Origin of the sequence: Stenotrophomonas sp. CASM106, assembly GCF_049384825.1 — a bacterium.
In the GTDB taxonomy this organism is placed as follows: Bacteria; Pseudomonadota; Gammaproteobacteria; order Xanthomonadales; family Xanthomonadaceae; genus Stenotrophomonas; species Stenotrophomonas muris.
The window spans coordinates 38,121-60,552 of record NZ_JBMRFS010000005.1; the positions used below are offsets into that span (position 1 = coordinate 38,121).

A 22,432-nucleotide genomic window follows, 5' to 3' on the forward strand; every position below is an offset into this window, starting at 1 on the left:
ATGCTGACCCCTGCTCTGCTCGCTCAGATCATGCAGTGCCCGCTGCAGCGCGCACAGCGCTGGGCCGAGGCGCTGAACGCGGCCATGAGGCGCTTCGGCATCAACACGCCGGTGCGCGCGGCCTACTTCCTGGCACAGATCGGCCACGAGAGCCTGAGCCTGTCGCGTGTCGAAGAGTCGCTCAGCTACAGCCGCGAACGCCTGCTCGAAGTGTTCGGCCGGTACATCTCGCCGGCCGAGGCCGCCGGGTTCGTTCATCAGCCGGCAAAGCTCGGCAACCGCGTCTACGCCAACCGCAACGGCAACGGTAGCGAGGCCAGCGGCGACGGCTATCTGTTCCGCGGCCGTGGCCCGCTGCAGCATACCGGCCGGGGCAATTACCGCCGCATGGGGCAGCTGATCGGCCAGCCGCTGGAAGAACAGCCGGGCCTGCTGATCGAGCCGGAGATCGGCGCCATGGCGGCGGCTGCGTTCTGGAAAGAGAACGGCCTCAACTCCTACGCCGATCAGCGCGACGTGCTGACCGTCAGCCGCGTCATCAACCTGGGTAACGCCCGCAGCCGCGCCACGCCCAATGGCATGGCAGACCGTACCGCCCGCACCATGCGCGCCCTGGCCGCGCTGGGGGCACGCTGATGCTCTACCGCGCCCTCGCACTGGCGGCCCTGGTGCTGGCCACAGCCGGCCTCTTCAGCTGCCAGCAGTCGCGCGTCAGCCGCGCCACCATCGCGCTGGACAAGGCCAACGCGGCCTTGGCCAAGGCGGTCGCCGACAACGCCGCCCTGGCCAGCAGCCTCAAGCTGGCCGAAGGTACCACCCGCGTCGTGACCGAGTACGTGGACCGCGTACAGCTGGTGCACGAGCGCGGCGACACCATCGTCAAAGAGGTTCCCATCTATGTCACCGCGAACGCTGATGCTGCCTGTGTTGTTCCTGCTGGCTTCGTGCAGCTCCACGACACCGCCGCGAGCGGCAGCCCCACCGCCGGCCCTGCCGGAAATCCTGATGCGCCCGCCGCCGCCACTCCGCTCTCTGCGGTCGCCGAAACCGTCGCCAGCAACTACGCCACCTGCCACGCAACCGCCGAGCAGGTAGTGGCCTTGCAGGAACTGGCCCGCGAGCTGCACGCCGAGCTTGAACGGCAGGCAGGTACGCCATGAAGAAGCCGCAGCTGCTGCGCGACCACTTGGTCGCCGCCGTCCCGGCACTGGCCAGCGACCCCGACAAGCTGCTGATCTTTGTCGACGGTGGCGGCCTGGCCGGTACCTACCGGCCGGGCCTGGCGTTCGAGTACCGCTACACCCTGGACCTGGTGCTGACCGACTTTGGCAGCGCACCCGAGGCTGTCATGGTGCCTCTGCTGCAATGGCTGACCCGTCACCAGCCCGAACTACTGGCCAACCCTGCCAATCGTGAGAAGCTGACCTTTGAGGTGGACGTGCTGGGCGACAGCCTGGTGGATCTGGCCATCAAGATGCCGCTCACCGAACGGGTGTTGGTCACCCGCGCCGCTGATGGCAGCGTGCAGCTGCAGCACCTGCCCGAGCCGCCTGCAGAGGATGCCCACGCCGACACGCTGGCCGGCGGCGCCCTGGTCGCAGACGGTGTCCAGATCGCCACCCTGCCGACGATTACGCAGTGAGCGAGGATCTACAGCGACTGGAAGCCTGGGCCGCGCCCCTGCTGCGGCGTCTGCAGCCGGCCGAACGCGGCAAGCTGGCGCGCAAGGTCGGTACCGCGCTGCGCCGGGCACAACAGCAGCGCATCGCAACGCAGAAGAACCCGGATGGCACGCCGTACGCGGCGCGCCGTGCCGCGCCCCTGCGTCGGGCCAAGGCCGGGCGCATCAAGCGCGGCGCAATGTTCGCCAAGATCCGGCAGGCGCGGCACCTTCGCGTACGCGTGACCCCAAATGAGGTGGCCGTCGGCTTCACCGGCCGTGTATCGCGCATTGCACTGATCCATCAGGAGGGCCGCAGCGATGCGGTCAGCAAGGGCGGTCCCCGCGTTACCTATGCACGTCGGCGCCTGCTGGGCTTCTCGCCAGCCGACGAACGGCTTGTGCGCGATCTGATCCTCGACCATCTGGAAGGTCTGTAGCGTAATCGCCCCCCCTACATGGCGTAGCCGATAGGCACGCGCGCGCGCGATGGGATGCTGAAACGCATCCCCGAATCGGCGCTGTCGTGTCCACATTTACCGCCATCGAAGTCGACAAGCTGCCGGCGCCCGACATCTTCGAGCAGCGCTCGTTCGAGTCGATCTACGCCGAGCGTCTGGCTGAGTTCCGCCGTCTTTGCCCGGAGTACACCGCCGTGGTCGAATCCGATCCGGTGGTGAAGATCCTGCAGGCCAGTGCGTACCGAGAGGTGCTGCTGCGCGAGCAGTTCAACCAGCGCGCTCGCGGCCTCCTTCTTCCGTACGCCCAGCGCGGCGACCTCGACAACCTGGCTGTGCCGTACGGGGTTCAGCGAAAGCTGCTGACCCCCGCCGATCCCGAGACGGGCACACCGGCGGTCTACGAGAGCGATTCCGATTTCCGGCGCCGCATCCAGCTGGCACCGGAGGGTCTATCGGTTGCCGGCCCCGAAGGTGCCTACATCTTCCACACCCTTTCGGCCGACGTGGCCGTACTCGACGCCAGCGTGGCCAGCCCTTCGCCCGGTGAAGTCGTGGTGACCGTGCTTTCGCGGGAGGGCGATGGCACGCCCTCCGCGCAGCTGCTGGCTGCGGTGGAATCGGCCCTGCTCAACGGGAACGTGCGCCCCCTCACCGACCACGTGACTGTGGCGGCAGCCACCATTGAGCCGTACGAAGTCCGCGCGCAGCTGACCACCTTCAACGGACCTGACAGCGCCCTGGTCATTGCCGAGGCCAACCGCCGCATGCGGCTTTTCCTGAGCCAGTCGCAGCGGCTGGGCCGTGACGTTCCTCTCTCGGCGCTGTATTCGGCCCTGCATGTCGAGGGCGTGCAGCGCGTGCAGCTGGACAGTCCCGCCGCAGATATCACGGTCAGTCCGCAGAGCGCGGCGTACTGCACCGCTGTGGTGATCGAACACGTGGGCACCAATGACTGAGGTGCGCACCCTGCTGCCCCCCAATGCCACCACGCTGGAACGGGCCGTGGAGGGCGCCGATGCGCAGCTGATGGGCATCCCGATGGTTCACCACCTGCTGTGGAACCCGTGGACGTGCCCGGCGGAGTTTCTGCCGTTCCTGGCGTGGACGGTGTCGGTGGACACCTGGGACAGCGAGTGGCCGGAACAGATCAAGCGCGCGCGCATCGCCAGCTCGTTCCAGATCCAACGGCACAAGGGCACCGCGCAGAGCATTGCCGACGTGGTGGCCAGCTTCGGCGGACAGGTGCAGCTGCGCGAGTGGTGGCAGATGGACCCGCCTGGCCAGCCCCACACCTTCGAGCTGCTGCTGACCCTCAGCGGTCAAGGTGGGCAAGACGCCACCGCCGACTTTATCGACCAAGTGATGGCTGCGGTGGACCGCGCCAAGCCCGTGCGTTCGCACTACTCCTTCACTCAGGGCATCAACGCCGAGGGCGCCATCGGCGTCCTGGGCGTGGCCCGCGTGCTTACCTCTACCCGCCTGCAGCTGGCCGCCAGCGAACCGTAGGACATACCCATGCCCATCCCCCAGATCACCATTACGCCGGCAGGCTTTGCCGCCATCGTCAACGCAGAGAACACGGGTACCGCGCCGGTCAAGGTCACACAGGTCGGCTTGACTGCTCAGCACTTCGATGTGGGCACCGTGGGCGCATCCGTGCCGGCGGAGTTCAAGCGCCTGACCACCTTCGGTGGCAAGGCCGTTGCCGACGACACGCTGCACCTGAACGTGCGCGACGACGGTACCGACACCTACACGCTGCGCGGCTTTGGCCTGTACCTGCAGGACGGCACGCTGTTTGCCGTCTATTCGCAGTCCACGCCCGTCATGGAAAAGGCAGCGGCCGCAACCCTGTTGCTGGCCACGGACATTCGGTTCGCCAAGATCAACGCCACCAGCATCGAGGTCGGCGATATCGACTTCATCAATCCGCCGGCGACGACCACGCAGATGGGTGTAGTGCGGTTGGCCACCGAGCAGGAGGCAGACGCCGGCAGCGATCACGTCACGGCGATCACCCCGCGCGGCCTGGCCCGATACATCAACAACCGCTTCGGAACCGGGGCGCCTTCCACCTTCGTCAAGACGCTGCTCGGCTTGGCCACCGCTGCCATGTTCCGCGTCGAGCTGGGCCTGAAGTCCGCTGCGCTGCGCGATGAGGGCCATGGGAACGGCCTCAACGCGGACCTGCTCGACGGCGCGCACGGCGATTACTACCTGGACTGGAAGAACTTCACCGGCGTGCCGAACAGGTTCACGCCGGCTCCCCACACGCATCCCATCGACGAGGTCGACGGCCTTCAGCCCGCGCTCGACGGCAAAGCCAACCGTGCCGGAGACACCTTCACCGGGCCACTGGCAGTGAATGGGGCCATGCTGCGTTCTTACGGATGGAACGGCGTAGCCAGTAACGGAATGCTGGTGCTGGGTGATACCGGCTCCTCCATCGTTAAAAACGGGGCCTACTTCGACTTCACCAACTCGGCGGGCGGGTATACCGCCACCCTTTCGGCCGGCGGCACCATCTGGACCAGCGGCAACTTTGATCCTGCCAAGAAGCTGAACAAAGCCGGCGATACGATGACGGGTGACTTGACCACCGTCGGTCTTCGTGTCGGCTATCCCGGCAACGCTGTTTGCCGCGTCTTCAGTTCCGCCGGCGTCGTCTACTGGGACAGCCGCAGCAGCTATGATGGCGCGCTGCCCGACGCCACCGCCTACTACCGCGCTGTTTCACACGAATTCCGCAATTCGTCAGGCAATCGCGTTGTGCTTATCAATGGCAGCGGCGGGATCTACGCCAGTCTCTTTGCGGGGGAGCAAGCCTTCATCGGTGGCGACCAGAACACCCAAGGGACGCAGATTTTCTGGAACGCTGCTGGCGAAACGAACGGTTACGGTTGCTCTGAGTACATCTGCAACTATGGCGGCGGCACTGGCGGGCACCACTTCTACGTCAGGCCTAGCGCAAGCGCCGGACTTGCTCGCGTGATGGGTGTTGGCCGCAACGGAGCGCTGTGGACGGCCGGCGGCTTCGACTTCGGCTCATCGCGCAAACTCAAAGACGTTGACGGCCCGATGCCCTATGGCCTTGCGGAAGTCCGTCGCATTGCGACCCTGATTGGCCGATACAAGTCGGAGTACAACCCAGACGGGCGCAAACGTCTGTTCTTCGACGCAGAGCAGTTCGCCACCGTCATGCCGGAAGCTGTTGATGCTGAGAGCATCGAGTTCGGTGGCGAGCGAGTTGCATCCATGAAGCTGGATCAGGTGATGCCACCGGCATACCGGGCCATTGCTCAACTCGCCGACCTGGTGGACCAACTGCTCGCGGAAGTCGCCGCGCTGAAGGAGGGCTGCTGACATGGCGAGCGGATATCGAAGCGCCGGCGTGGACTTCGACGACCTGTTCGACGCCGATGTGATGGGCGATGGCCCGACTGCCAGCGGATACCGGCAGAGCGGGCAGCCTTTGCGCTATGCCCACATCCAGTACGGGCAGAAGCGCGGCGATGTGGGCTATCGCTCCGGCGGCGTCGACGTATCGAACCTGTGGGCTGCAAAGGGCACAGCAACCTACGTGCTGCCGTTTCACGGCAAGGGCTTCTCCGCGCACAACCAGTCCGACACCAACGCGCAGGGCAACACCTCGGCGCAGGTGGAGCTGCGCATCAACGCCGATGGCGCCTACGAGGTCTGGGTGTCGACCAACGGCGGCGGCAATAACTCCAGCCGCGTGGCTGAGCGCGGGATGTGGCTGCGTAACGGCGGCGCTGGCGAGTACGACGTGCGCTTTGAGTTCGCAAACGCCGGCGCGGCGAACGTTGGCAGTACGGCGCCGGACTGGCGCAATGCCAGCGCTTCGCAGTCGTGCTCGGCCCAGGTCAGCGTTCCCAGCGCTTCGGGCCAGAACGTGCGCGCGGATGTGGAGTTCCACTGCCTCATGCGAAGGGCCGGCGGGAACGTCAGCCGTTCCATCATGGTGGCCAGCGTAGGCGCAGCCGGCTGGTGGTAACCGCAGCTTTGTAGCGCGTCGATCTACGCGTGCCATTACGTGCGCGCGCGAGGGGCACGGCACAACATGGGCGCATGGATAGCGCCCAGCCCCAACAGATCAACAACCTGCTGCGCCAGGGAGTGGTGACGACGGTCGATCATTCGCGTGCGCTGTGTCGTGTCCGCACGGGCGAGGCCCATACCGACTACATCCCGTGGCTGGCATCCGCCGCCGGCACCCTCGCGGTGTGGGCGCCGCCGGGCGTCGGCGAGCAGGTGACGCTGGTGTGCAGCGACGGAGACCTGGCCAATGCGGTCGTCCTGCGCGGCCTGTACTGCGATCAGTACCCCGCCCCGTCCGACAATGCGGATCTGGTCATGGTCAAGTTCAGCGATGGCGCGGTCGTCAGCTACGACAGCGCATCACATGCGCTCGCAGCCATCCTGCCCAGCGGTGGCATTGCCACAATCACCGCAGATGGTGGCGTCACGATCAACGGGCCGGTCACCATCAACGGCGATACCAGCATCACCGGCCAGGTCACCATCAACGGCAAGGCTGAGGCGTCCGAGGACGTTGTGGGCGGCGGCATCAGCCTCAAGCAGCATAAGCACGGCGCGGTACAGCCGGGCAGCGGCACGTCGGGACCGCCGGCATGATCGGCATGGACGGTCAGGCGGGCACATTCAAAGACGACACCGCGCATCTGCGGCAGTCCATTGCCGACATTCTCACCACTCCAATCGGCTCGCGCATCCAGCGCCGCGATTACGGCTCGCTGCTGCCGGAGCTGATCGACCAGCCGTTCAACGAAGCCACGCGGTTGCGCCTGTATGGCGCTACTGCAACGGCGCTGATGCGTTGGGAGCCACGCCTGCGCCTCAGCCGCATCACCCTCTCGCGTGGTCAGGAGCCAGGCACGTTCGTACTGGATCTGGATGGCCAGCGCACGGTGCCCGCCGGCGCCTCCAGCACCACCCGTCTCTCTGTCCCGCTTCGCTTCCGCACCCCATAACCGCAGGAGTTCCCTCATGGCCACCGACTACCACCACGGCGTACGCGTCATCGAAATCAACGGCGGCGTGCGTCCGATCCGCACTGTTGCCACCGCTGTTGTCGGCGTCGTCTGCACCGCGCAGGACGCTGACGCCACGCTGTTCCCCCTCGACCGACCGGTGCTGCTGACCGACGTGCTGGGCGCCGTCGGTAAGGCCGGCACCAGCGGCACGCTGCGCGCCACGCTGCAGGCCATTGCCGACCAGGCCAACGCCATTACCGTGGTGGTGCGCGTCGCCGAAGGTTCCGACGATAGCGCCACCACCGCCAACGTGATCGGCAAGAAGGACGGCGCCACCTTCACCGGCATGCAGGCGCTGCTGGTGGCTGAGGCGCAGGTAGGCGTGCGTCCGCGCATCCTGGGCGCACCCGGTCTGGACACCCAGCCGGTTTCGGCCGCGCTGGCGGTCATCGCCAAGAAGCTGCGCGCGATGGCCTACGTGAGCTGTGCCGCCAGTGCCTCGGTCAGCGAAGCCATCGCCTATCGCGAGCAGTTCAGCCAGCGCGAGCTGATGCTGATCTATCCCGACTTCGTCGCGTTCAACACTGCCGACGCCACCACCAGCATGGCGTTCGCGACCGCCCGCGCCCTGGGCCTGCGCGCGATGATCGATGAGCAGCAGGGCTGGCACAAGTCGATCTCCAATGTGGCCGTCGCCGGCGTGACCGGCATCAGCCGCGACGTGCACTGGGACCTGCAAGATCCGGCGACCGACGCTGGTCTGCTGAACGCCGCCGACATCACCACCCTCATCAACTCCAACGGCTACAAGTTCTGGGGTTCGCGAACCTGCAGCGACGACCCGCTGTTCGCCTTCGAGACGGCCACGCGCACCGCGCAGATCCTGGCCGACACCATTGCAGAGGCGCAGATGGTCTACATCGACAAGCCCGAGCATCCGTCGCTCATCCGCGACATGCTGGAGAGCATCAATGCCAAATTTCGCGAGCTGGTGAACGCGGGCTATGTGCTGGGTGCATCGGCCTGGTACGACGAAGCCGCCAACGAGCCCAGCCAGCTGAAGGCCGGCCGGGTGACCATCGATTACGACTACACGCCGGTACCGCCGCTGGAGAACCTGGTACTGAACCAGCGCATCACCGACCGCTACTTCGCCGACTTCCCGGCCCGTATCAACGGCTGATGCCGTACTGAGGAACCATTCCCATGTCCATGCCCAGCAAGCTCAAGAATCTCAACCTGTTCAATGACGGCCTCAGCTACCTGGGCCAGGTCACCGAGGTCAAGCTGCCGACCTTGACCCGCAAGATGGAGGAATACCGCGCCGGCGGCATGCTCGGCCCCATCGATATCGACCTCGGCCAGGAAAAGATCGAACTGGAATGGAAGTGCGGCGGACTGATGCGCGACGTGCTGCGCCAGTACGGCGCCATCGCCCACAACGCCGTGCAGCTGCGCTTCGCTGGCGCATACCAGCGCGAAGACAGCGCCGACGTGGATGCGGTGGAGATCGTCATCCGCGGCCGCCACAGCGAGATTGACCCCGGCACCGGCAAGGTCGGTGACGACACCGAGTTCAGCGTGAAGACCACCGCCAGCTACTACAAGCTGAGCATCAACGGCCGTACCGAGATCGAAATCGACATGGTCGGCATGGTGTTCATCGTCAACGGCGTGGACCAGCTTGCCGGCCAGCGACGCGCCATCGGCGCCTGACCCACATCACCGGGCTGCCTCAGCGGCCCGGCCCACCTCTGCCCTGAGAGACCCACGACATGACTGACAAAGCCACCACCACCGCCGGCGCCGAAGCCATCGACGCCAACACGGTCACCCTCGACTACCCAATCCAGCGCGGCGAGCAGGTCATCGCCACCATCAAGCTGCGCAAGCCCAACGCCGGGGAGCTGCGCGGCATCAAGCTGGTGGACCTGCTGCAGATCGACGTGAGCGCGGTGGCCGCGCTGCTGCCGCGCATCACCGAGCCGACGCTGACGGCTGCCGACGTGAACAAGCTGGACCCTGCCGACCTGGTCGCCATCGGCACCCTCGCCGCTGGTTTTTTTGTGCCGAAGGCGCAGCGGGAATTCCTCAGCGCGTAGAGGACTTCATGGCCGATATCGCGGTGATCTTTCCATTCACCCTCACCGAGCTATCGGCCCTCTCGCTGTTTGAACTGATCGAATGGCGCGAGCGCGCCCGTGTAAGAAGTGGAGCCGAGCCGTGATACCTTTCGCCCATGGCCACCTTGATCGCCATCGCTGTTGCGCTGCTCCTGCTGGCTTCGGTCGGCGGGTTGCTGGTCTGGGCATTGAGCGCGCTGTGCCGCCTGCTGGCGGCGCTGGTGTCCTCACCGACCGACACGCCCTCGGCGTAGCCGTAGCCGGCACAGCGGTTGTCGTCGCATGAGCGGCGGCAACCTTCGCCTGCAGGTGGTGCTGCAGGCTCTCGATCAGGCCACCGCTCCCTTCCGCAAAGTCATGGCCGGCAGCAAGGGGCTTGCTTCGGCCCTGCAGGCGCAGCAGGCCACCCTCCGGCGCCTGAACAACGCCCAGCGCGATGTGAGCGCTTACCGCCAGCAGCAGCAGGCGCTGCGTGGTACCGAGCAGAGCTACCAACAGGCGCAGGCGCGCGTGGCGGCGCTGGCCCGCCAGATGAAGGAGGCTGGCACCCCCACCCGCAAGCTGAGCCGCGAGTTCGGCCAGGCCAAGACGGCCGCCGCCCAGCTGAGCGCCCAGCAGAAACAGCAGCAGGTGGAGCTGCAGCGGCTGCGCTCGGGACTGGATCGGGCCGGCATCAGCACGCGCCAGCTCGGTGCGCATGAGCGCAAGCTGCGCACGGATATCGCCGCAGCGTCGCAGCAGATGGAGCAGCAGCGCGCTCGCCTGACCGCGCTGGACGCAGCAAAGGCCCGAAGCCAGAAGATCCACAGCGCCGGCATGAACGCAGCAGCCCACGGTGCGGGTGTCGCACTGGCCGCATTTGGCGCGCTGCGCGCCCAGGTGCTGCCCATCGCTCAGGCCATGGACTTCGAGTCGGCAATGGCCGACGTGAAGAAGGTAGTGGACTTCGATACGCCGGACGGCTTCGAGAAGATGGGCAACGATATTCAGGAGCTGTCGCGGCGCCTGCCAATGGTGCCCACCGACATTGCCAAGATCGTCGCCGCTGCCGGTCAGGCCGGCATCGCCAGCAACGAGCTGACCCGTTTCGCCGAGGACGCGGCGAAGATGGGTGTGGCGTTCGACACCACCGCCGAAGACGCTGGCCAGACGATGGCGACTTGGCGCACCGCGTTCCGCATGGGCCAGGATGACGTTGTCGTGCTGGCCGACAAGATCAACTACCTGGGCAACACTGGCCCGGCCAGCGTCCAGAAGATCAGCGAGGTGGTGAACCGCATCGGTGCCCTCGGCGAGGTCGCCGGCCTCGGTAGCGGCCCGCTGGCGGCGCTGGGCGCCACCGTCGCCGGCATGGGCATCGAGTCGGAGGTGTCTGCCACCGGCATCAAGAACATGCTGCTCACCCTGTCCTCGGGCGATGCTGCAACGAAGCGGCAGGTGGAGTCGTTCAAAAAGCTGGGCCTCAGCTCTGGCGATCTGGCCCAAGCCATGCAGAAGGACGCCGGCGGCGCCATTCTGGATGTGTTGGAGAAGCTCAAGAAGCTGCCCAAGGCCGAGCAGGCTGCGACCATGACGCAGCTGTTTGGTCGCGAGTCCATCGGCGCGATCGCGCCGCTGCTGACCAACCTCGATTTGCTGAAGGAGAACTTTGGCAAGGTCGCCGATGAGCAGAAGTACGGCGGTTCGATGAACGCCGAGTACGCCGCCCGTGTCGGCACGGCCGAGAATGGCCTGATCCTGCTCAAGAACAGCGCCATCGTGCTGTCCCAGCGCATCGGCAAGACCCTGTTGCCCACGGTGAAGGAACTGGCTGCGCGCGTGGCCAAGGTCGCCGACCGCATGGCCGAGTGGGTCAAGAGCAACCCTCAGATGGTCGCCACCATCGCCAAGCTGGCCATCGGCGGCACCGCGCTGGCTGCTGCGCTCGGCGGTTTGGTTGTCGCAGGTGGGGTCGGCGCGATGGCGCTGACGCAGATCCACAAGGCCGTGATGCTGCTCAGCGGTGGCGGCGGCTTGGGCAAGCTGGTGGGCCAGGTGTTTTCCTTGGGCGGCCGGGCGTTCCCGATGCTGTTCAATGTTGGCCGCATGCTGCTGCCGCTGCTCGGGGGCATCAGCCTGCCGGTGCTGGCCATTGGCGCCGCCATCGGCGTGGTGGCAGCGCTGGTGTGGAAATACTGGGAGCCGATCAAGGCATTCATGATCGGCACCTGGCAGGGCATTGTCGACGTGGTCAATCCGATCATGGCGGAGCTGGCCACCGCGCTCGAACCGCTCGGCCCGGTGTGGGACATGGTGTCCTCGGCGATGAGCCAGGCGTGGGGCTGGGTGATGAAGCTGTTCGCCCCGTTCGAGGCCACCAGCGAGCAGCTGCAGGGCGCCACCGATGCCGGGCGCGGGTTCGGCCAGATCCTGGGCACCGTGCTGACGGTGAACCTGCGCATGGCGGTGAAGGCCATCGGCTGGCTGGTCAGCGCCTTTACCACCATCCTGCCGGTGATCCAGAACGCTGTAGGCGGTGCGTGGACGTACCTGCAGGGCGCGTGGAATCTGATCGTGGGCCTGTTTACCGGCAACGGCGACAAGATCCGCTCTGGCCTGAGCGCGATGTGGGCAGGCGTCAATCAGATCCTGCTCGGCTGGCCGGCGCAGATGATGCAGGCCGGCATCGACATGGTGCAGGGCCTGGTCAACGGCATCGTGTCCAAAGGCAGCGCGGCCATGGATGCCGTCGCCGGCGTCGCCTCGGGCGTGGTGGGCAAGTTCAAGGGCATGCTCGGCATCCACAGCCCATCGCGGGTGTTCGCGCAGTTCGGTGACTTCACCATGCAGGGCCTGGCCGGGGGTCTCGACCGCAGCCAGGGCGAGCCGCTGTCGCAGGTGGCCACCCTGGGCGACCGGATGAAGCAGGCAGGCGCAGGGATCGCCCTGGGCGCCGCTGCGCTGCCCGTCATGGCCAGTGCCGGCCCGGTAGTGGCGCCGGGTGCCGCGCAGGCCGCCACGGGTGCCGCAGGCGGCAACAGCTACACGATCCAGATCACAGCGGCACCGGGCAGCGACGGCCAGGCCATCGCCGACCTGGTCCGCCAGACCATTGAAACCATCGAGCGCGAGCGGGCCAGCCGCCGTGGCTCCCGCCTGAGCGATTGAGGCCCACCGCCATGATGATGACCTACGGCACGTTTGTGTTTTCCCTCTCAACAGCTGCTTACGAGCAGCTGCAACGGCAGATGACGTGGCGCCACGCCAGCAGCGAGCGGCTTGGCGCACGGCCGGCCCGTCAGTACGTCGGTCCCGGCGACGACACCATCACCCTGCAGGGCACCATCGCCGCCGAGCTGGTAGGCGATCTGCAGGTACTCGACACGCTGCGGGAGCTGGGCGACCAGGGCAAGCCACAGGCGCTGGTCGAGGGCAGTGGCCGCGTATATGGCGCCTATCTGCTGGTCAGCCTGAGCGAGACGCGCAAGGAGTTCTTTCCCGACGGCACGCCGCGCCTGATCGAATTTCAGATGCAGTTGGAGCGCGACGACGACGGCGCCACCGAGGCGGTCGCATGAGGGCGGCACCGTACCCGATCCCCGCATGGCGCGTGGTGCTGGACGGCCAGGACCTGACCGACCGCCTCGCCCCGCGACTGCTGGACCTGTCGCTGACGGAGAGCCGGGGCGACGAAGCCGACGAACTGAACCTGCGCTTGCACGACCATGATGGGCGCGTGGGGCTACCGCGACGTGGCGTCACGCTGCAGGTGGCCATCGGCTGGCGCGAGAGCGGATTGTTCGATAAGGGCACGTTCGTGGTCGATGACGTGGAGCACAGCGGCGCTCCCGACATCGTCTCCATCCGGGCGCGCTCGGCGGATCTGACCGGTGCTGTCCGCAGCCGCCGCGAACGCAGCTGGCATGACGCCACCCTGGGCGACATTCTCGGCACAATCGCCGCCGAGCATTCGTTGCGCCCGTCCATTGCCGCAAACCTTGCGTCCGTCCGCATCCCCCATCTTGACCAGGCCAACGAGAGCGATATCAATCTCCTGACGCGCTTGGGGAAGCGTTTTGATGCGGTGGCCACGGTGAAAGCCGGCGCGCTGATCTTCGCGCCTATCGGCGCCGGCACTACCGCCAGCGGCCAGCCGCTGCCCGGTGTCCAGATCACTCGCGCATCCGGCGATCAACACCGCTACACCGTCGCTGACCGCGAGAAGTACACGGGCGTGCGGGCCTACTGGGGCGACCGCAAGGCAGCGCGTCGCACCGGTGTACTGGTGGGCACGTCAGAGAACGAGAAGAAGCTGCAGCCCACGTATGCCACTGCGGAGGAGGCGCGCCAGCATGCTGAGGCGGAGTTCAAACGGCTTGATCGCGGCACCGCCCAGCTCAGCTACCGCCTCGCGCTCGGCCGCGCCGATATCTATCCAGAACAGACGGTGACGGTGAGCGGCTTCAAACCGGAAATCGATGGCACCGATTGGCTGGTGTCCAAGGCTACGCACACCGTCGACGGCGGCGGCGGATTTGTTACCGCGCTGGAGCTTGAGCGCGGCGGCGAATCCAGCGCAGAAGTCTCGGCTTGAAGTAGCGCGTGAGCGCGCCTGCGGCGAAGAACATGGCTGCATGCGCGAGCGATGATCCGCAGTCATCTGCAACCGCTGCCGCCGGATAAGTCGCCTGCCAGATCGCCAGCGCGATCAACGCTGTCGACAACGGGCGCCCCGTCTCCGTGGGCGCCCGTTCGCGTTCATTGGCTTGCGCGCCGTGGTGGTGCGCATGGGGACACTGCATCTGCACGTCGCCGGTAAACACCTGGCCAATCACGGCCCCCTCGAACACGGTGGGCCCGCCGCACACGCACACCACCTCGCCACGCTTCACATCACTGCTGCAACCCATATTCCCTCACATCGAAAACCGCGCCCCACCGGCGCCCTGTACGGGCGAGTTAGCGGCCTGAATGCGATGTGGGGTGAGCCTCAGCGGGCGGCTTTCTTCGATCCTTTCGGAGCCTTGACAACGATCTTTTGCCCGCGCAGATCAACATCGCCGCTGATCTGCTGGCCGATGCTGGTGTTCTCGAAGGAGGTTCGAGGCGCGCTTGTGGTCGACGCCGGCGCCACGCCGCGCAGCGCGGCCATTACGGCGGCACGTGCCGAAGCCGACGCACTGCGCCACGCATCGAGCAGGTCGGCATCAGCCTCGGCCAGACGCTCGCGCCTGCCCACCAGCACATAGGTCACATCGACGCCGAGTTCATCAGCGGCGACGAAGTAGGCACCACCGGGCAGGTGGGCATCTTGCTCGAACAGGATCTGCGTGCGCTTGGCAACACCGCAGGCCAATCCCATGGCCTCCTGGGTCAGACCCAGCCGCTTCCGTTCTTCTTTCAGGCGAATACCTACAGACACGCAAATTCCCCTTGACAGGTGCAGTTAACTTCACCACCATTTCACCCAGAAATACACAGGGGAAACGGAATGAACGCCAAACGACGGACTACCGCATCCAAGCTGCGCACCGCTGAGCAGGCGCGCCAGTGGCTTGTCGACAACGGCCTGTCGGTTGCTGCCTTCGCAGAAGCCAACGGGTTGAGCCGCCATGCGGTGAACAACGCCTTGCGCATCGACAGCAAGTGCCGGATCGGCAAGACCCACGCAGCCGCTGTAGCCCTCGGCATGAAAGCCGCCCCTGATTCTCACACAGAATCGCCCAAATCCGCCCGGATTCGCACCACCAAGACCGCGCGGGGTACGGCCTCGGCGACGGCGAAGGCTGTCGCGACCGCAGCCAAGCGCAGGGCCAAGGCATGAGCGGGCCTGTCGGAAAACGCGCCGTCTTCACCTGCGACGCCTGCGGCACGCCGTTGACGAAGCGCACCAGCGCCTTGCAGCACCGTCACCTGCGGACCGATGCGTACGTGTGCCAGAACCCCATGTGCGGCGCGACTTACACGGGCATGTCGGAACTGACCAGCATCGCCAGCCCCAGCGGCCTGCCCAATGCCCCGGCATGCGAGCTACCGCCGACGCCCGGCTATGAGCGTTCGTTGCTGCAGCAACGCTGGCGCCAGGAACTCGGTGATGCGCAGATCGACTGGATCGAAGCCACCGAATGCAATCAGCAGGAATGCGGCGCCCCGCCCGTCTCCTGACCGCCATTTCCCCTTCCACCACCAGCTGACCTGGCGCCATACGGTGCCAGCAAGGGAGTGCTGCGCCCGTGATGCGCCACAAGACACAATTTGATGGATGGTCCTCGGCGATGCAGCCGAGTTTCGTCTCCGCGCCGGCAGGGGTCGAGTACGTGCCCTTCGCGCAGAAACAGCGCGACGCTGCCGAGCTTCGCGCCCTAGTGGAGGCTCACATCGCCGCCGGTGGCGCGTACGACGTGTTGCCTGCAACGACTGCCGCACAGGTGTCCGCATGAGCCTGTCCACCGCATCAACCAATCTGCACATTTCTACACAGATTTACTTGACTTCCCCAAGGACGGGGAGCAGGATCTGCGCCAAGGAGCTTAGAAACTCCGAGGATACAGCGGCATCCGCGCCCGTCAGCATCGCGGTTTTTTTGCGCCTGCAAAACGAGCGCACCGACGTTTTTCTGCGTCGGGAGGCGGCAGCGATACAACACCCGCAAGGGGAAAGCTGTCGGCCGGTCTGTATCCCGGTTTCTAACCTCCCGACTTCCTCGGTGCGGCGCTTAGAAACGTCTCGCCGAGGCCACAACTCGGATACAGGAGACGTCTCCATGCCTCACGGCGCCCCTTCCACGCCCGGCAATGCTGCCGCGCGTCAGATTTCGCTCGCCTTCGGCCTGATCGCCGACACCCTCGAATGGCCCAATGAAGACTACCAGGCGTTCATTGCCCGGCTGGTCGGGGTGGGCGTGTCACCACTCGCCATCACCCTGGGCGACGTACTGATGGCCTACACCGCACAGTGCGATGCCCGCAGGGATGCCCGTGGCGCTGATGGTAAGGGGGCGCACTGATGGCGCCGCCCAAAAACGTGACCATCCCCGAACCATGCCTGCGTCCGGTCATCGTGCTGGAGACGCCGATTCCTGGCCTCGGCCTGCGTGCCTCGTTCGACCAGCACAAGATCCTGTTTCTGGCGCTGGTACACATCGAGTCGGACACAGCAGCCACGTTCACCGCGCATCACTCACGCAATCTGTTGCGGACTGCCGCCGGGGGAATCCAGATTGGAACCGTCGTCTACCTGCTCGCCGAGGGCGAGGCCGAGCGCTTCTTCCAGTGGCTGCGCACTGGCGAGAGCTACCCAGGCGGGGTGAACTGATGGCCAGCAGCAACGGGCATACACCGGTACTGCCCGGCCCGATGGATCGCGGTGCGCAGGTCATCGGCAGCGCCGACTACCTGCGACTGTGCCGCATCGCCGACGCAGCCGCGTTGCTCGCCAAACTGCCGAGCGAAGCGGCAAAGATGCTGGATATCAAAGCCGATCACACGTCTGCCGTAGCGCAGTACATGGCCGAAGACCTGGCCGCGATCCTGAGCCGATCCCGCCCTGCAGACGAGTAATGCAACACCCCGCCCCCGGCAGCGCGCCAACGCGGCCGGGGGCGGTCAGGAGAGAACCATGCAACACCACCGCACCGCCGCTCATGCGGCGAACGAAGGCTGAGCCGCCATGCAAGAAGAAATCCGCCAACAGGTACTGTCGCGCGTTCAGCGCGACTATGGCCTCAAGCACCGTAGCGGCACCCCCTACATGCGCGGGGGCAAGTGCCCACACTGCGGCAAGAAGGAGCTGTACACCAGCTACGAAAAGCCTTGGGTACTGCGCTGCGGTCGACAGGCCAAGTGCGGCCAGGAGGTCCGCGTGCGCGACCTCTACGACGACCTGTTCGACGACTACTCCAAAACCAACCCGCAGACGCCGCAGGCGCCCCATGCAGCAGCCGACGCCTACCTTGCCACAGCCCGCGGATTCAGCGTCAAGCCGTTAAAGGGCCTCTACACCCAAGAGGACTACTACGACCGCGCGAAGCGCCAGGGCACCGCCACTGTCCGCTTCCCGCTGGTGAAAGGCGGCTGGTGGGAACGTCTGATCGACCGACCACACCGGTTCGGCAAGATGAAGGCCCGGTTTGCGCCGGGCGAGAGCTACGCTGGGGTGTGGTGGGGTGCCGCCGCACAGGATCAGCTGCGCACCGCCCGCGAGGTCTGGATCGTGGAGGGCATCTTCGACGCCATCGCGCTCCTGCAGCGCGGCATCTGCGCTGTTGCCGCCATGTCGAGCAACGCCTATCCCGAACTGTCCCTCAAGGAACTGAAGGCCGCACGTCCCAACGACCTGCCGGTGCTGGTGTGGGGTCTGGACAATGAGCCGGGCGCACGCGCCTACACCATCAAGCACGCCCGCCGGGCCGAGAAGCTGGGCTATCGCTGCTTGGCCGCGCAGATCGAGCAGGTGGGCGAGAAGAAGACCGACTGGAACGATCTGCACCTGCGTGCGCAGGCGGCGGAGGACGGCGACGCACAGTGGCAGGCTGACCTCGACCAGGCGCGCCACAACGGCGCGGTGCTGATGGCGCGCACGGCCGTGGACAAGGGCCTTGTGATCTACCAGCGCGAGCAGAAGACCGAGTTCCACATCGAGTTCGCATCGCGCCTGTTCTGGTTCGAGTTCGATGCAGTGCGCTTCGACAAGATGATGCGTGAGAAGAATCCCGACGACGAAGAAGGTACGCTCAGCGATGAGGCGGTGGCCAAAATCCAGCGCGCCTGTGCGTCTGTGCAGCAGATCGCCAACTGCTACCCCGAGGCGCTCTACTTCCAGCGCCACGAAGCGACCGACGAAAGCTGGTACTACTTCCGCGTTGACTTCCCGCACGACGCGCCATCGGTAAAGGGCACCTTCACCGGCGCCCAGGTGGCCAGTGCCACCGAGTTCAAGAAGCGCATCATCAGCCTTGCCCAGGGTGCTGTTTTCAGCGGTAGCGGCCAGCAGCTGGACCGGATGATGGAAGACCAGCTGTTCAACATCAAAAAGGTCGACACGGTCGACTTCGTCGGGTACAGCCCCGAACACAAGGCGTACATCTTCCCTGACCTGGCCGTGCGCGCCGGCGAGGTCACCCTCGCCAACGCCGAGGACTACTTCGAGTTCAACAAGCTGCGCATCAAGACCACGCAGCGGTCGATCCGCATGGACATCCAGCGCGATCACGAAAACTACTCCACCGACTGGCTCGGCTGGCTCTGGACGTGCTTTGGCACACACGGGATCGTGGCCCTCACGTTCTGGTTCGGCTCGCTGTACGCCAATCAGATCCGCAGCAGTCACAAGTCGTTCCCGTTCTTGGAAGCCACGGGCGAGGCCGGCGCCGGCAAGACCACGCTGCTCAACTTCCTATGGAAGCTGCTCGCCCGCGCCGACCATGAAGGCTTTGACCCCGCCAAGTCCACGAAGGCCGGCCGCGCCCGCGCCATGGGGCAGATTTCCGGCATGCCCATTGTGCTGCTGGAAGCCGACCGCAGCGACAACGGGGACAAGGCGCACGCCAAATCGTTCGAGTGGGACGAACTGAAGGACTACTACGGCGGCGGCACCCTGGCCACGCGCGGTGTGCGCAACGGCGGCAACGAAACCTACGAGCCGCCGTTCCAGGGAACCATCGTCATCAGCCAGAACGCGCCTGTTGATGGCAGCGAAGCCATTCTCACGCGCATCGTGAAGCTGCATTTCAAGAAGCCGACTGCGACGACCGAGAGCCGACAGGCTGCGGACAATCTCAATGCGCTGCCGGTTGAGAAGCTGAGCTACTTCCTGCTGGCAGCGCTCAAGGCGGAAACCGCCGTGATGGAGAAGTTCGCCGAGCGCGTTCGGTTCTACGAAGCCAGGTTGCGCGAGGAGAAGGAGCTTCGCGTCGAGCGCATCATCAAGAACCACGCGCAGATGCTTGCCCTGCTCGATGCGCTACGGCTGGTGGTCAACCTGCCGGAACACATGGTGCGTGAGACCCGAGACGCCCTGGTCAAGATGGCCACCGAACGTCAGGACGCCATCGGCGCCGATCACCGCATCGTCTCCGAGTTCTGGGATGCGTACGAGTACATCGAGATGCAGGCCAGTGGCGACAGGCGAACCGTGCTGAATCACTCACGCGACGACACCCGCATCGCCATCAACCTCAACGAGTTCATTCAGAAGGCGGGCTACTACGGCCAGCAGGTGCCTGACATTGGCGACCTGCGCCGACTGCTGGTTGAGTCCAAGCGCCACAAGTTCGTGAGCGCCAACACCGCCGTCAACAGCGCGATCCGTTCCACCCCGATGCTCAGCAGCACCGTGAAGTGCTGGGTGTTCCAGAAGTAAGACCCGCAGCAACAGCAAAGGCCCGGCGGGGAGTGCGCCAACACCGCCCCCAAGGCCATCCACCAACGAAGTTCAGGAGAGAACCATGCAACAGATGACAGGCCAAGCCATGACCACCCTCGCAAAGTCGCTGGATTCCAGCACCGGACCCGGTGCGGAGGCTATCACGGGTGTGCATAACTGTGTGAATGCTGCGGCAGACGGTGAAACCAGCGCTAGCGCTACGGTCACCCTCCATATCACCCACAACCGCGTCATCGCCACGGCGATGCTGAACATGGGACCGGCCAAGATCGCGCAATGCGTCTTCGAGCGCCGCAAGGGCAGCAGGAAGGGCTGGGAACTGGTGAAGGGGACCGACTTCAACGACGAGAGCAGCTGGATTTCGCCCGAGCTTGCCGACCTGGCCAACCGCATTCCCTTCCCCTACGAAGTGGCCAACATGCTGCCGGGCAAGCGAGCAACCGCAGCTGCCGTGGCGCAGGCTGCGCAGGAGGTGGCCAATGGCTGATTTCGTCGCACTGCTGGCCATGTGCGTACTGCTGCCGGTCGCTGGCGCCACCATGCTCAAGATGTGGCAGACCCGCCCACCCCGCCGCCGGCACAGCGGCTTGGCCGTGGGCCAGATCCCTCAGGCGCTGCGTCGCCGTACCCCCATGGCTGTGCGACGGGAGGTGGCCCATGGCTGATATCGACGCCGCCCGCCGATTCCTCGCCGCTGAGTTCGCGAGCGCGGGGCTGCCTCACGTCGCCGGCGCCATCCTGGGCGGCACCAGCCCCTTTGGCCAGGGCACGTACATCACCGCTGTTGCAGCCGCGCTGGCAGCGCCCTGTGCGGCCTGTGGCTACGCGAAGGAGGGCACCCATGGGTAAGCGCAAGTTGATTGCGGTGTGGTTCTCCTGCGGGGCCGCGAGCGCCGTAGCGGCGAAGCTGACGCTGGACCGCTACGGCTCGACCCATGACGTGCGCGTGGTGAACAACCCCGTCGCTAACGAAGATCCGGACAACCTGCGCTTCGCCCGCGATGTGGCGGCGTGGCTGGGGGTCGAGGTCGAGACGGCCATAAATTCAAAGTTCCCCACCTGCAATGCCGTCGACGTGTGGGAGAAGGAGCGGTACATGGCCGGTGTCGCTGGCGCGCCCTGCACCCGCGCACTCAAGAAGCGCGCACGCCAGGAATGGGAGCAGATCCACAAGCCCGACTTTCACGTCCTCGGCTTCACTGTAGAAGAACGCGCACGCCATGAGCGGTTCGTGCGCGGCGAGCGCGAGAACGTGCTGCCTGTGCTGATCGAAGCAGGCTTGAGCAAGCCCGACTGCGCGGCTCTGCTGCTCTCCGCCGGCATCGCTTTGCCGGCGATCTATCTGCGCGGCTACCCGAACGCGAACTGCATCGGCTGTGTGAAGTCGCAGTCGCCGACCTACTGGAACCATGTGCGCCAGCATGACCCGCAGGTGTTCGCTGAGCGCGCAGAGCAGTCCCGCAGGCTGGGCGCGCGACTGGTCAAGGTGAAGGGTCAGCGGATCTTCCTCGACCAGCTGCAGCCGTCCGACAAGGGCGGCTCCATGAAGTCGCTGAACTTCGATTGCGGCATCTTCTGCGAGGAGCCGCCGCACCACATTGTTACCAGCCGCAGGGAGGCTCAGGCATGAAGGCTATCGACTTGTTCGCCGGCGGCGGTGGGTTCACGGAGGGCGCCGAGCAGGCGGGCTGCGAGGTGGTGTTGGCTGCGAACCACTGGCCCGCAGCTGTAGCTACGCACGCAGCAAACCACCCACGCGCCAAGCATATCTGCCAGGACCTGCAGCAGGCCGACTGGACCCAGATGCCCCACTACGATCTCCTGCTGGCCTCGCCCGCGTGTCAGGGGCATACCCCTGCGCGCGGCAAGGAACGCCCCCATCACGACGCCACACGTTCAACTGCATGGGCTGTCGTCTCTGCGTTGGAGTGCAATTCGCCAGAGGCGGCGGTGGTCGAGAACGTACCCGCCTTTCTCAAGTGGAAGCTGTTTCCGGCCTGGTGCGCAGCAGTGCATGCATTGGGCTACGCGATCAGTCCCCACTTGCTGGACGCCGCCGACTTCGGCGTCCCGCAGCACCGCGTGCGCGTCTTCGTTCTGCTGACGAAGAGCAAGCATCCCTTGGAACTGAGGCTGCCGAAGGTGCCGCACGTCCCTGCCAGCAGCTTCATTGACTTCAACGCCGGTGCATGGACATCGGTGGAGCGCCCTGGCCGTGCCGCTGCCACAATCTCCCGTGTACGCGCTGGCCGAGCTGCTTTCGGCGAGCGCTTCGTAGCGCCCTACTTCGGCACCGGATCTGGCTTGACCGGCCGGTCACTGGATCGGCCCATCGGTACGATCACCACGCGGGACCGCTGGGCCGTGATCGACGGTGACCGCATGCGCATGGTTTCGGTGGATGAAGCCAAGATCGCCATGGGCTTTCCCCAGCACTACGTGCTGCCCTCAAACAAGAAGGACGGGATGCAGATGATGGGCAACGCAGTTTGCCCGCCCAAGGCATGCCAGTTCATTCAAGCATTGAGGGCCGCAGCATGACGCAGCAGCAGAAGACGCCGCCGCGCGCCCTCCCCACCTGCACGGCGGGCCATCAGGCCCGGTACATCCACGACCTGCGTCGCGAGGGCGCGGGCGGTGGCCACCTCATCGAATGCCGTTGCAGCACCACGGCGAAGCACCCGACGTTCGATCTGGCGTGGGCGCACTGGCACAAGCAGCACGGCCTGCAGCCGACCGCAGCGGCCGTGGAGGAACGGTCGGCAAGCAACGTGTTACAGATGAAATTGTTCGCCGCAGGGAGAGCTTGAG

General features: G+C 65.7%; 33 protein-coding genes. 31 read left to right on the forward strand and 2 right to left on the reverse strand.

Going from position 1 to position 22,432, the window contains the following annotated elements:
* From VG556_RS13300 to VG556_RS13385, 18 genes are all read left to right on the forward strand, one after another.
* Positions 1 to 636 carry a glycoside hydrolase family 19 protein gene (locus tag VG556_RS13300; RefSeq protein WP_423180001.1) on the forward strand — a complete coding sequence of 212 codons (636 nt, stop codon included), beginning with the start codon at positions 1 to 3 and terminating at the stop codon, positions 634 to 636.
* Entirely contained in the window at positions 636 to 1,160 is a 525-nt protein-coding gene (locus VG556_RS13305) for a hypothetical protein (protein WP_053461911.1), read from the forward strand. The genes VG556_RS13300 and VG556_RS13305 overlap by 1 nt, the downstream gene beginning before the upstream one ends.
* Positions 1,157 to 1,642, forward strand: coding sequence for a phage tail protein (locus VG556_RS13310; protein ID WP_423180002.1), 486 nt, complete (start codon positions 1,157 to 1,159; stop codon positions 1,640 to 1,642). The genes VG556_RS13305 and VG556_RS13310 overlap by 4 nt, the downstream gene beginning before the upstream one ends.
* Entirely contained in the window at positions 1,639 to 2,100 is a 462-nt protein-coding gene (locus VG556_RS13315) for a phage virion morphogenesis protein (protein WP_053461909.1), read from the forward strand. Before VG556_RS13310 ends, VG556_RS13315 begins: the two co-directional genes overlap by 4 nt.
* A gap of 86 nt (positions 2,101 to 2,186) precedes the next feature.
* Positions 2,187 to 3,077, forward strand: coding sequence for a baseplate assembly protein (locus VG556_RS13320; RefSeq protein ID WP_423180003.1), 891 nt, complete (start codon positions 2,187 to 2,189; stop codon positions 3,075 to 3,077).
* The gene (locus VG556_RS13325) at positions 3,070 to 3,627 is read left to right on the forward strand and encodes a phage tail protein I (RefSeq protein ID WP_064237456.1); all 558 of its coding nucleotides are present in this window, start codon (positions 3,070 to 3,072) and stop codon (positions 3,625 to 3,627) included. Before VG556_RS13320 ends, VG556_RS13325 begins: the two co-directional genes overlap by 8 nt.
* Before the next feature lie 9 nt (positions 3,628 to 3,636).
* Positions 3,637 to 5,484 (forward strand): hypothetical protein, encoded by a 1,848-nt coding sequence (locus VG556_RS13330; RefSeq protein ID WP_423180004.1) that lies wholly within the window; start codon positions 3,637 to 3,639, stop codon positions 5,482 to 5,484.
* Between the two features lies 1 nt (position 5,485).
* Positions 5,486 to 6,136, forward strand: a complete 651-nt coding sequence (locus VG556_RS13335; protein ID WP_423180005.1) for a hypothetical protein — start codon at positions 5,486 to 5,488, stop codon at positions 6,134 to 6,136.
* A 74-nt stretch (positions 6,137 to 6,210) separates the two neighbouring features.
* Complete coding sequence (locus tag VG556_RS13340; RefSeq protein ID WP_423180006.1) at positions 6,211 to 6,777, forward strand: phage baseplate assembly protein V; 567 nt, start codon at positions 6,211 to 6,213, stop codon at positions 6,775 to 6,777.
* On the forward strand, positions 6,774 to 7,133 hold the full coding sequence (locus VG556_RS13345) for a GPW/gp25 family protein (RefSeq protein ID WP_423180007.1): 360 nt from the start codon (positions 6,774 to 6,776) through the stop codon (positions 7,131 to 7,133). The genes VG556_RS13340 and VG556_RS13345 overlap by 4 nt, the downstream gene beginning before the upstream one ends.
* A 16-nt stretch (positions 7,134 to 7,149) precedes the next feature.
* The gene (locus VG556_RS13350) at positions 7,150 to 8,319 is read left to right on the forward strand and encodes a phage tail sheath protein (protein WP_061478808.1); all 1,170 of its coding nucleotides are present in this window, start codon (positions 7,150 to 7,152) and stop codon (positions 8,317 to 8,319) included.
* Positions 8,320 to 8,342: 23 nt separating this feature from the next.
* Positions 8,343 to 8,852, forward strand: a complete 510-nt coding sequence (locus VG556_RS13355) for a phage major tail tube protein (RefSeq protein ID WP_014648140.1) — start codon at positions 8,343 to 8,345, stop codon at positions 8,850 to 8,852.
* A 59-nt stretch (positions 8,853 to 8,911) separates the two neighbouring features.
* Positions 8,912 to 9,238 carry a phage tail assembly protein gene (locus VG556_RS13360; protein ID WP_061478809.1) on the forward strand — a complete coding sequence of 109 codons (327 nt, stop codon included), beginning with the start codon at positions 8,912 to 8,914 and terminating at the stop codon, positions 9,236 to 9,238.
* An 8-nt stretch (positions 9,239 to 9,246) separates the two neighbouring features.
* A complete protein-coding gene (locus VG556_RS13365; protein WP_014648142.1) occupies positions 9,247 to 9,363 on the forward strand; it encodes a GpE family phage tail protein in 117 nt (38 codons plus the stop codon).
* A gap of 12 nt (positions 9,364 to 9,375) precedes the next feature.
* Positions 9,376 to 9,513, forward strand: a complete 138-nt coding sequence (locus VG556_RS13370) for a hypothetical protein (RefSeq protein WP_176746371.1) — start codon at positions 9,376 to 9,378, stop codon at positions 9,511 to 9,513.
* Positions 9,514 to 9,541: 28 nt separating this feature from the next.
* Positions 9,542 to 12,406, forward strand: coding sequence for a phage tail tape measure protein (locus tag VG556_RS13375; RefSeq protein WP_423180008.1), 2,865 nt, complete (start codon positions 9,542 to 9,544; stop codon positions 12,404 to 12,406).
* 11 nt (positions 12,407 to 12,417) lie between these two features.
* On the forward strand, positions 12,418 to 12,816 hold the full coding sequence (locus tag VG556_RS13380) for a phage tail protein (RefSeq protein WP_423180009.1): 399 nt from the start codon (positions 12,418 to 12,420) through the stop codon (positions 12,814 to 12,816).
* Entirely contained in the window at positions 12,813 to 13,832 is a 1,020-nt protein-coding gene (locus VG556_RS13385) for a phage late control D family protein (RefSeq protein ID WP_423180010.1), read from the forward strand. Before VG556_RS13380 ends, VG556_RS13385 begins: the two co-directional genes overlap by 4 nt.
* Here VG556_RS13385 and VG556_RS13390 read toward each other — a convergent pair.
* On the reverse strand, positions 13,777 to 14,130 hold the full coding sequence (locus tag VG556_RS13390) for a hypothetical protein (protein WP_423180011.1): 354 nt from the start codon (positions 14,128 to 14,130) through the stop codon (positions 13,777 to 13,779). The two genes, VG556_RS13385 and VG556_RS13390, sit on opposite strands and share 56 nt — an antisense overlap.
* 98 nt (positions 14,131 to 14,228) lie before the next feature.
* A complete protein-coding gene (locus VG556_RS13395; protein ID WP_239510497.1) occupies positions 14,229 to 14,660 on the reverse strand; it encodes a helix-turn-helix domain-containing protein in 432 nt (143 codons plus the stop codon).
* Positions 14,661 to 14,729: 69 nt separating this feature from the next.
* Between VG556_RS13395 and VG556_RS13400 the strand changes: the two genes are divergently transcribed.
* The 13 genes from VG556_RS13400 (at position 14,730) to VG556_RS13460 (ending at position 22,431) form a co-directional block, all read left to right on the forward strand.
* On the forward strand, positions 14,730 to 15,062 hold the full coding sequence (locus VG556_RS13400) for a DNA-binding protein (RefSeq protein WP_111102158.1): 333 nt from the start codon (positions 14,730 to 14,732) through the stop codon (positions 15,060 to 15,062).
* Positions 15,059 to 15,403 (forward strand): ogr/Delta-like zinc finger family protein, encoded by a 345-nt coding sequence (locus tag VG556_RS13405; RefSeq protein ID WP_041863741.1) that lies wholly within the window; start codon positions 15,059 to 15,061, stop codon positions 15,401 to 15,403. Before VG556_RS13400 ends, VG556_RS13405 begins: the two co-directional genes overlap by 4 nt.
* A gap of 110 nt (positions 15,404 to 15,513) precedes the next feature.
* Positions 15,514 to 15,678, forward strand: coding sequence for a hypothetical protein (locus VG556_RS13410; protein WP_423180012.1), 165 nt, complete (start codon positions 15,514 to 15,516; stop codon positions 15,676 to 15,678).
* The gene (locus VG556_RS13415; RefSeq protein ID WP_235648725.1) at positions 15,675 to 16,244 is read left to right on the forward strand and encodes a hypothetical protein; all 570 of its coding nucleotides are present in this window, start codon (positions 15,675 to 15,677) and stop codon (positions 16,242 to 16,244) included. The genes VG556_RS13410 and VG556_RS13415 overlap by 4 nt, the downstream gene beginning before the upstream one ends.
* Complete coding sequence (locus VG556_RS13420) at positions 16,244 to 16,552, forward strand: hypothetical protein (RefSeq protein WP_423180013.1); 309 nt, start codon at positions 16,244 to 16,246, stop codon at positions 16,550 to 16,552. The genes VG556_RS13415 and VG556_RS13420 overlap by 1 nt, the downstream gene beginning before the upstream one ends.
* A complete protein-coding gene (locus VG556_RS13425) occupies positions 16,552 to 16,797 on the forward strand; it encodes a hypothetical protein (RefSeq protein ID WP_049419434.1) in 246 nt (81 codons plus the stop codon). Before VG556_RS13420 ends, VG556_RS13425 begins: the two co-directional genes overlap by 1 nt.
* A gap of 109 nt (positions 16,798 to 16,906) precedes the next feature.
* Positions 16,907 to 19,597, forward strand: a complete 2,691-nt coding sequence (locus tag VG556_RS13430) for a toprim domain-containing protein (RefSeq protein WP_423180014.1) — start codon at positions 16,907 to 16,909, stop codon at positions 19,595 to 19,597.
* Positions 19,598 to 19,682: 85 nt separating this feature from the next.
* Positions 19,683 to 20,108 (forward strand): hypothetical protein, encoded by a 426-nt coding sequence (locus tag VG556_RS13435; RefSeq protein WP_423180015.1) that lies wholly within the window; start codon positions 19,683 to 19,685, stop codon positions 20,106 to 20,108.
* The gene (locus VG556_RS13440; protein ID WP_061478818.1) at positions 20,101 to 20,286 is read left to right on the forward strand and encodes a hypothetical protein; all 186 of its coding nucleotides are present in this window, start codon (positions 20,101 to 20,103) and stop codon (positions 20,284 to 20,286) included. The genes VG556_RS13435 and VG556_RS13440 overlap by 8 nt, the downstream gene beginning before the upstream one ends.
* Positions 20,279 to 20,470 (forward strand): hypothetical protein, encoded by a 192-nt coding sequence (locus VG556_RS13445; protein ID WP_423180016.1) that lies wholly within the window; start codon positions 20,279 to 20,281, stop codon positions 20,468 to 20,470. Before VG556_RS13440 ends, VG556_RS13445 begins: the two co-directional genes overlap by 8 nt.
* A complete protein-coding gene (locus VG556_RS13450) occupies positions 20,463 to 21,251 on the forward strand; it encodes a hypothetical protein (RefSeq protein ID WP_061478820.1) in 789 nt (262 codons plus the stop codon). The genes VG556_RS13445 and VG556_RS13450 overlap by 8 nt, the downstream gene beginning before the upstream one ends.
* Entirely contained in the window at positions 21,248 to 22,162 is a 915-nt protein-coding gene (locus VG556_RS13455) for a DNA cytosine methyltransferase (protein WP_423180017.1), read from the forward strand. The genes VG556_RS13450 and VG556_RS13455 overlap by 4 nt, the downstream gene beginning before the upstream one ends.
* A complete protein-coding gene (locus VG556_RS13460) occupies positions 22,159 to 22,431 on the forward strand; it encodes a hypothetical protein (protein ID WP_423180018.1) in 273 nt (90 codons plus the stop codon). Before VG556_RS13455 ends, VG556_RS13460 begins: the two co-directional genes overlap by 4 nt.
* Position 22,432 lies beyond the last annotated feature (1 nt).

What these genes read in the sequence shown, in the direction of transcription:
- VG556_RS13300 (WP_423180001.1), top strand. Translation starts at nt 1, where the DNA reads ATGCTGACCCCTGCTCTGCTCGCTCAGATCATGCAGTGCCCGCTGCAG.
- VG556_RS13305 (WP_053461911.1), top strand. Translation starts at nt 636, where the DNA reads ATGCTCTACCGCGCCCTCGCACTGGCGGCCCTGGTGCTGGCCACAGCC.
- VG556_RS13310 (WP_423180002.1), top strand. Translation starts at nt 1,157, where the DNA reads ATGAAGAAGCCGCAGCTGCTGCGCGACCACTTGGTCGCCGCCGTCCCG.
- VG556_RS13325 (WP_064237456.1), top strand. Translation starts at nt 3,070, where the DNA reads ATGACTGAGGTGCGCACCCTGCTGCCCCCCAATGCCACCACGCTGGAA.
- VG556_RS13330 (WP_423180004.1), top strand. Translation starts at nt 3,637, where the DNA reads ATGCCCATCCCCCAGATCACCATTACGCCGGCAGGCTTTGCCGCCATC.
- VG556_RS13335 (WP_423180005.1), top strand. Translation starts at nt 5,486, where the DNA reads ATGGCGAGCGGATATCGAAGCGCCGGCGTGGACTTCGACGACCTGTTC.
- VG556_RS13340 (WP_423180006.1), top strand. Translation starts at nt 6,211, where the DNA reads ATGGATAGCGCCCAGCCCCAACAGATCAACAACCTGCTGCGCCAGGGA.
- VG556_RS13345 (WP_423180007.1), top strand. Translation starts at nt 6,774, where the DNA reads ATGATCGGCATGGACGGTCAGGCGGGCACATTCAAAGACGACACCGCG.
- VG556_RS13350 (WP_061478808.1), top strand. Translation starts at nt 7,150, where the DNA reads ATGGCCACCGACTACCACCACGGCGTACGCGTCATCGAAATCAACGGC.
- VG556_RS13355 (WP_014648140.1), top strand. Translation starts at nt 8,343, where the DNA reads ATGTCCATGCCCAGCAAGCTCAAGAATCTCAACCTGTTCAATGACGGC.
- VG556_RS13360 (WP_061478809.1), top strand. Translation starts at nt 8,912, where the DNA reads ATGACTGACAAAGCCACCACCACCGCCGGCGCCGAAGCCATCGACGCC.
- VG556_RS13365 (WP_014648142.1), top strand. Translation starts at nt 9,247, where the DNA reads ATGGCCGATATCGCGGTGATCTTTCCATTCACCCTCACCGAGCTATCG.
- VG556_RS13370 (WP_176746371.1), top strand. Translation starts at nt 9,376, where the DNA reads ATGGCCACCTTGATCGCCATCGCTGTTGCGCTGCTCCTGCTGGCTTCG.
- VG556_RS13375 (WP_423180008.1), top strand. Translation starts at nt 9,542, where the DNA reads ATGAGCGGCGGCAACCTTCGCCTGCAGGTGGTGCTGCAGGCTCTCGAT.
- VG556_RS13380 (WP_423180009.1), top strand. Translation starts at nt 12,418, where the DNA reads ATGATGATGACCTACGGCACGTTTGTGTTTTCCCTCTCAACAGCTGCT.
- VG556_RS13385 (WP_423180010.1), top strand. Translation starts at nt 12,813, where the DNA reads ATGAGGGCGGCACCGTACCCGATCCCCGCATGGCGCGTGGTGCTGGAC.
- VG556_RS13400 (WP_111102158.1), top strand. Translation starts at nt 14,730, where the DNA reads ATGAACGCCAAACGACGGACTACCGCATCCAAGCTGCGCACCGCTGAG.
- VG556_RS13405 (WP_041863741.1), top strand. Translation starts at nt 15,059, where the DNA reads ATGAGCGGGCCTGTCGGAAAACGCGCCGTCTTCACCTGCGACGCCTGC.
- VG556_RS13410 (WP_423180012.1), top strand. Translation starts at nt 15,514, where the DNA reads ATGCAGCCGAGTTTCGTCTCCGCGCCGGCAGGGGTCGAGTACGTGCCC.
- VG556_RS13415 (WP_235648725.1), top strand. Translation starts at nt 15,675, where the DNA reads ATGAGCCTGTCCACCGCATCAACCAATCTGCACATTTCTACACAGATT.
- VG556_RS13420 (WP_423180013.1), top strand. Translation starts at nt 16,244, where the DNA reads ATGGCGCCGCCCAAAAACGTGACCATCCCCGAACCATGCCTGCGTCCG.
- VG556_RS13425 (WP_049419434.1), top strand. Translation starts at nt 16,552, where the DNA reads ATGGCCAGCAGCAACGGGCATACACCGGTACTGCCCGGCCCGATGGAT.
- VG556_RS13430 (WP_423180014.1), top strand. Translation starts at nt 16,907, where the DNA reads ATGCAAGAAGAAATCCGCCAACAGGTACTGTCGCGCGTTCAGCGCGAC.
- VG556_RS13435 (WP_423180015.1), top strand. Translation starts at nt 19,683, where the DNA reads ATGCAACAGATGACAGGCCAAGCCATGACCACCCTCGCAAAGTCGCTG.
- VG556_RS13440 (WP_061478818.1), top strand. Translation starts at nt 20,101, where the DNA reads ATGGCTGATTTCGTCGCACTGCTGGCCATGTGCGTACTGCTGCCGGTC.
- VG556_RS13445 (WP_423180016.1), top strand. Translation starts at nt 20,279, where the DNA reads ATGGCTGATATCGACGCCGCCCGCCGATTCCTCGCCGCTGAGTTCGCG.
- VG556_RS13450 (WP_061478820.1), top strand. Translation starts at nt 20,463, where the DNA reads ATGGGTAAGCGCAAGTTGATTGCGGTGTGGTTCTCCTGCGGGGCCGCG.
- VG556_RS13455 (WP_423180017.1), top strand. Translation starts at nt 21,248, where the DNA reads ATGAAGGCTATCGACTTGTTCGCCGGCGGCGGTGGGTTCACGGAGGGC.
- VG556_RS13460 (WP_423180018.1), top strand. Translation starts at nt 22,159, where the DNA reads ATGACGCAGCAGCAGAAGACGCCGCCGCGCGCCCTCCCCACCTGCACG.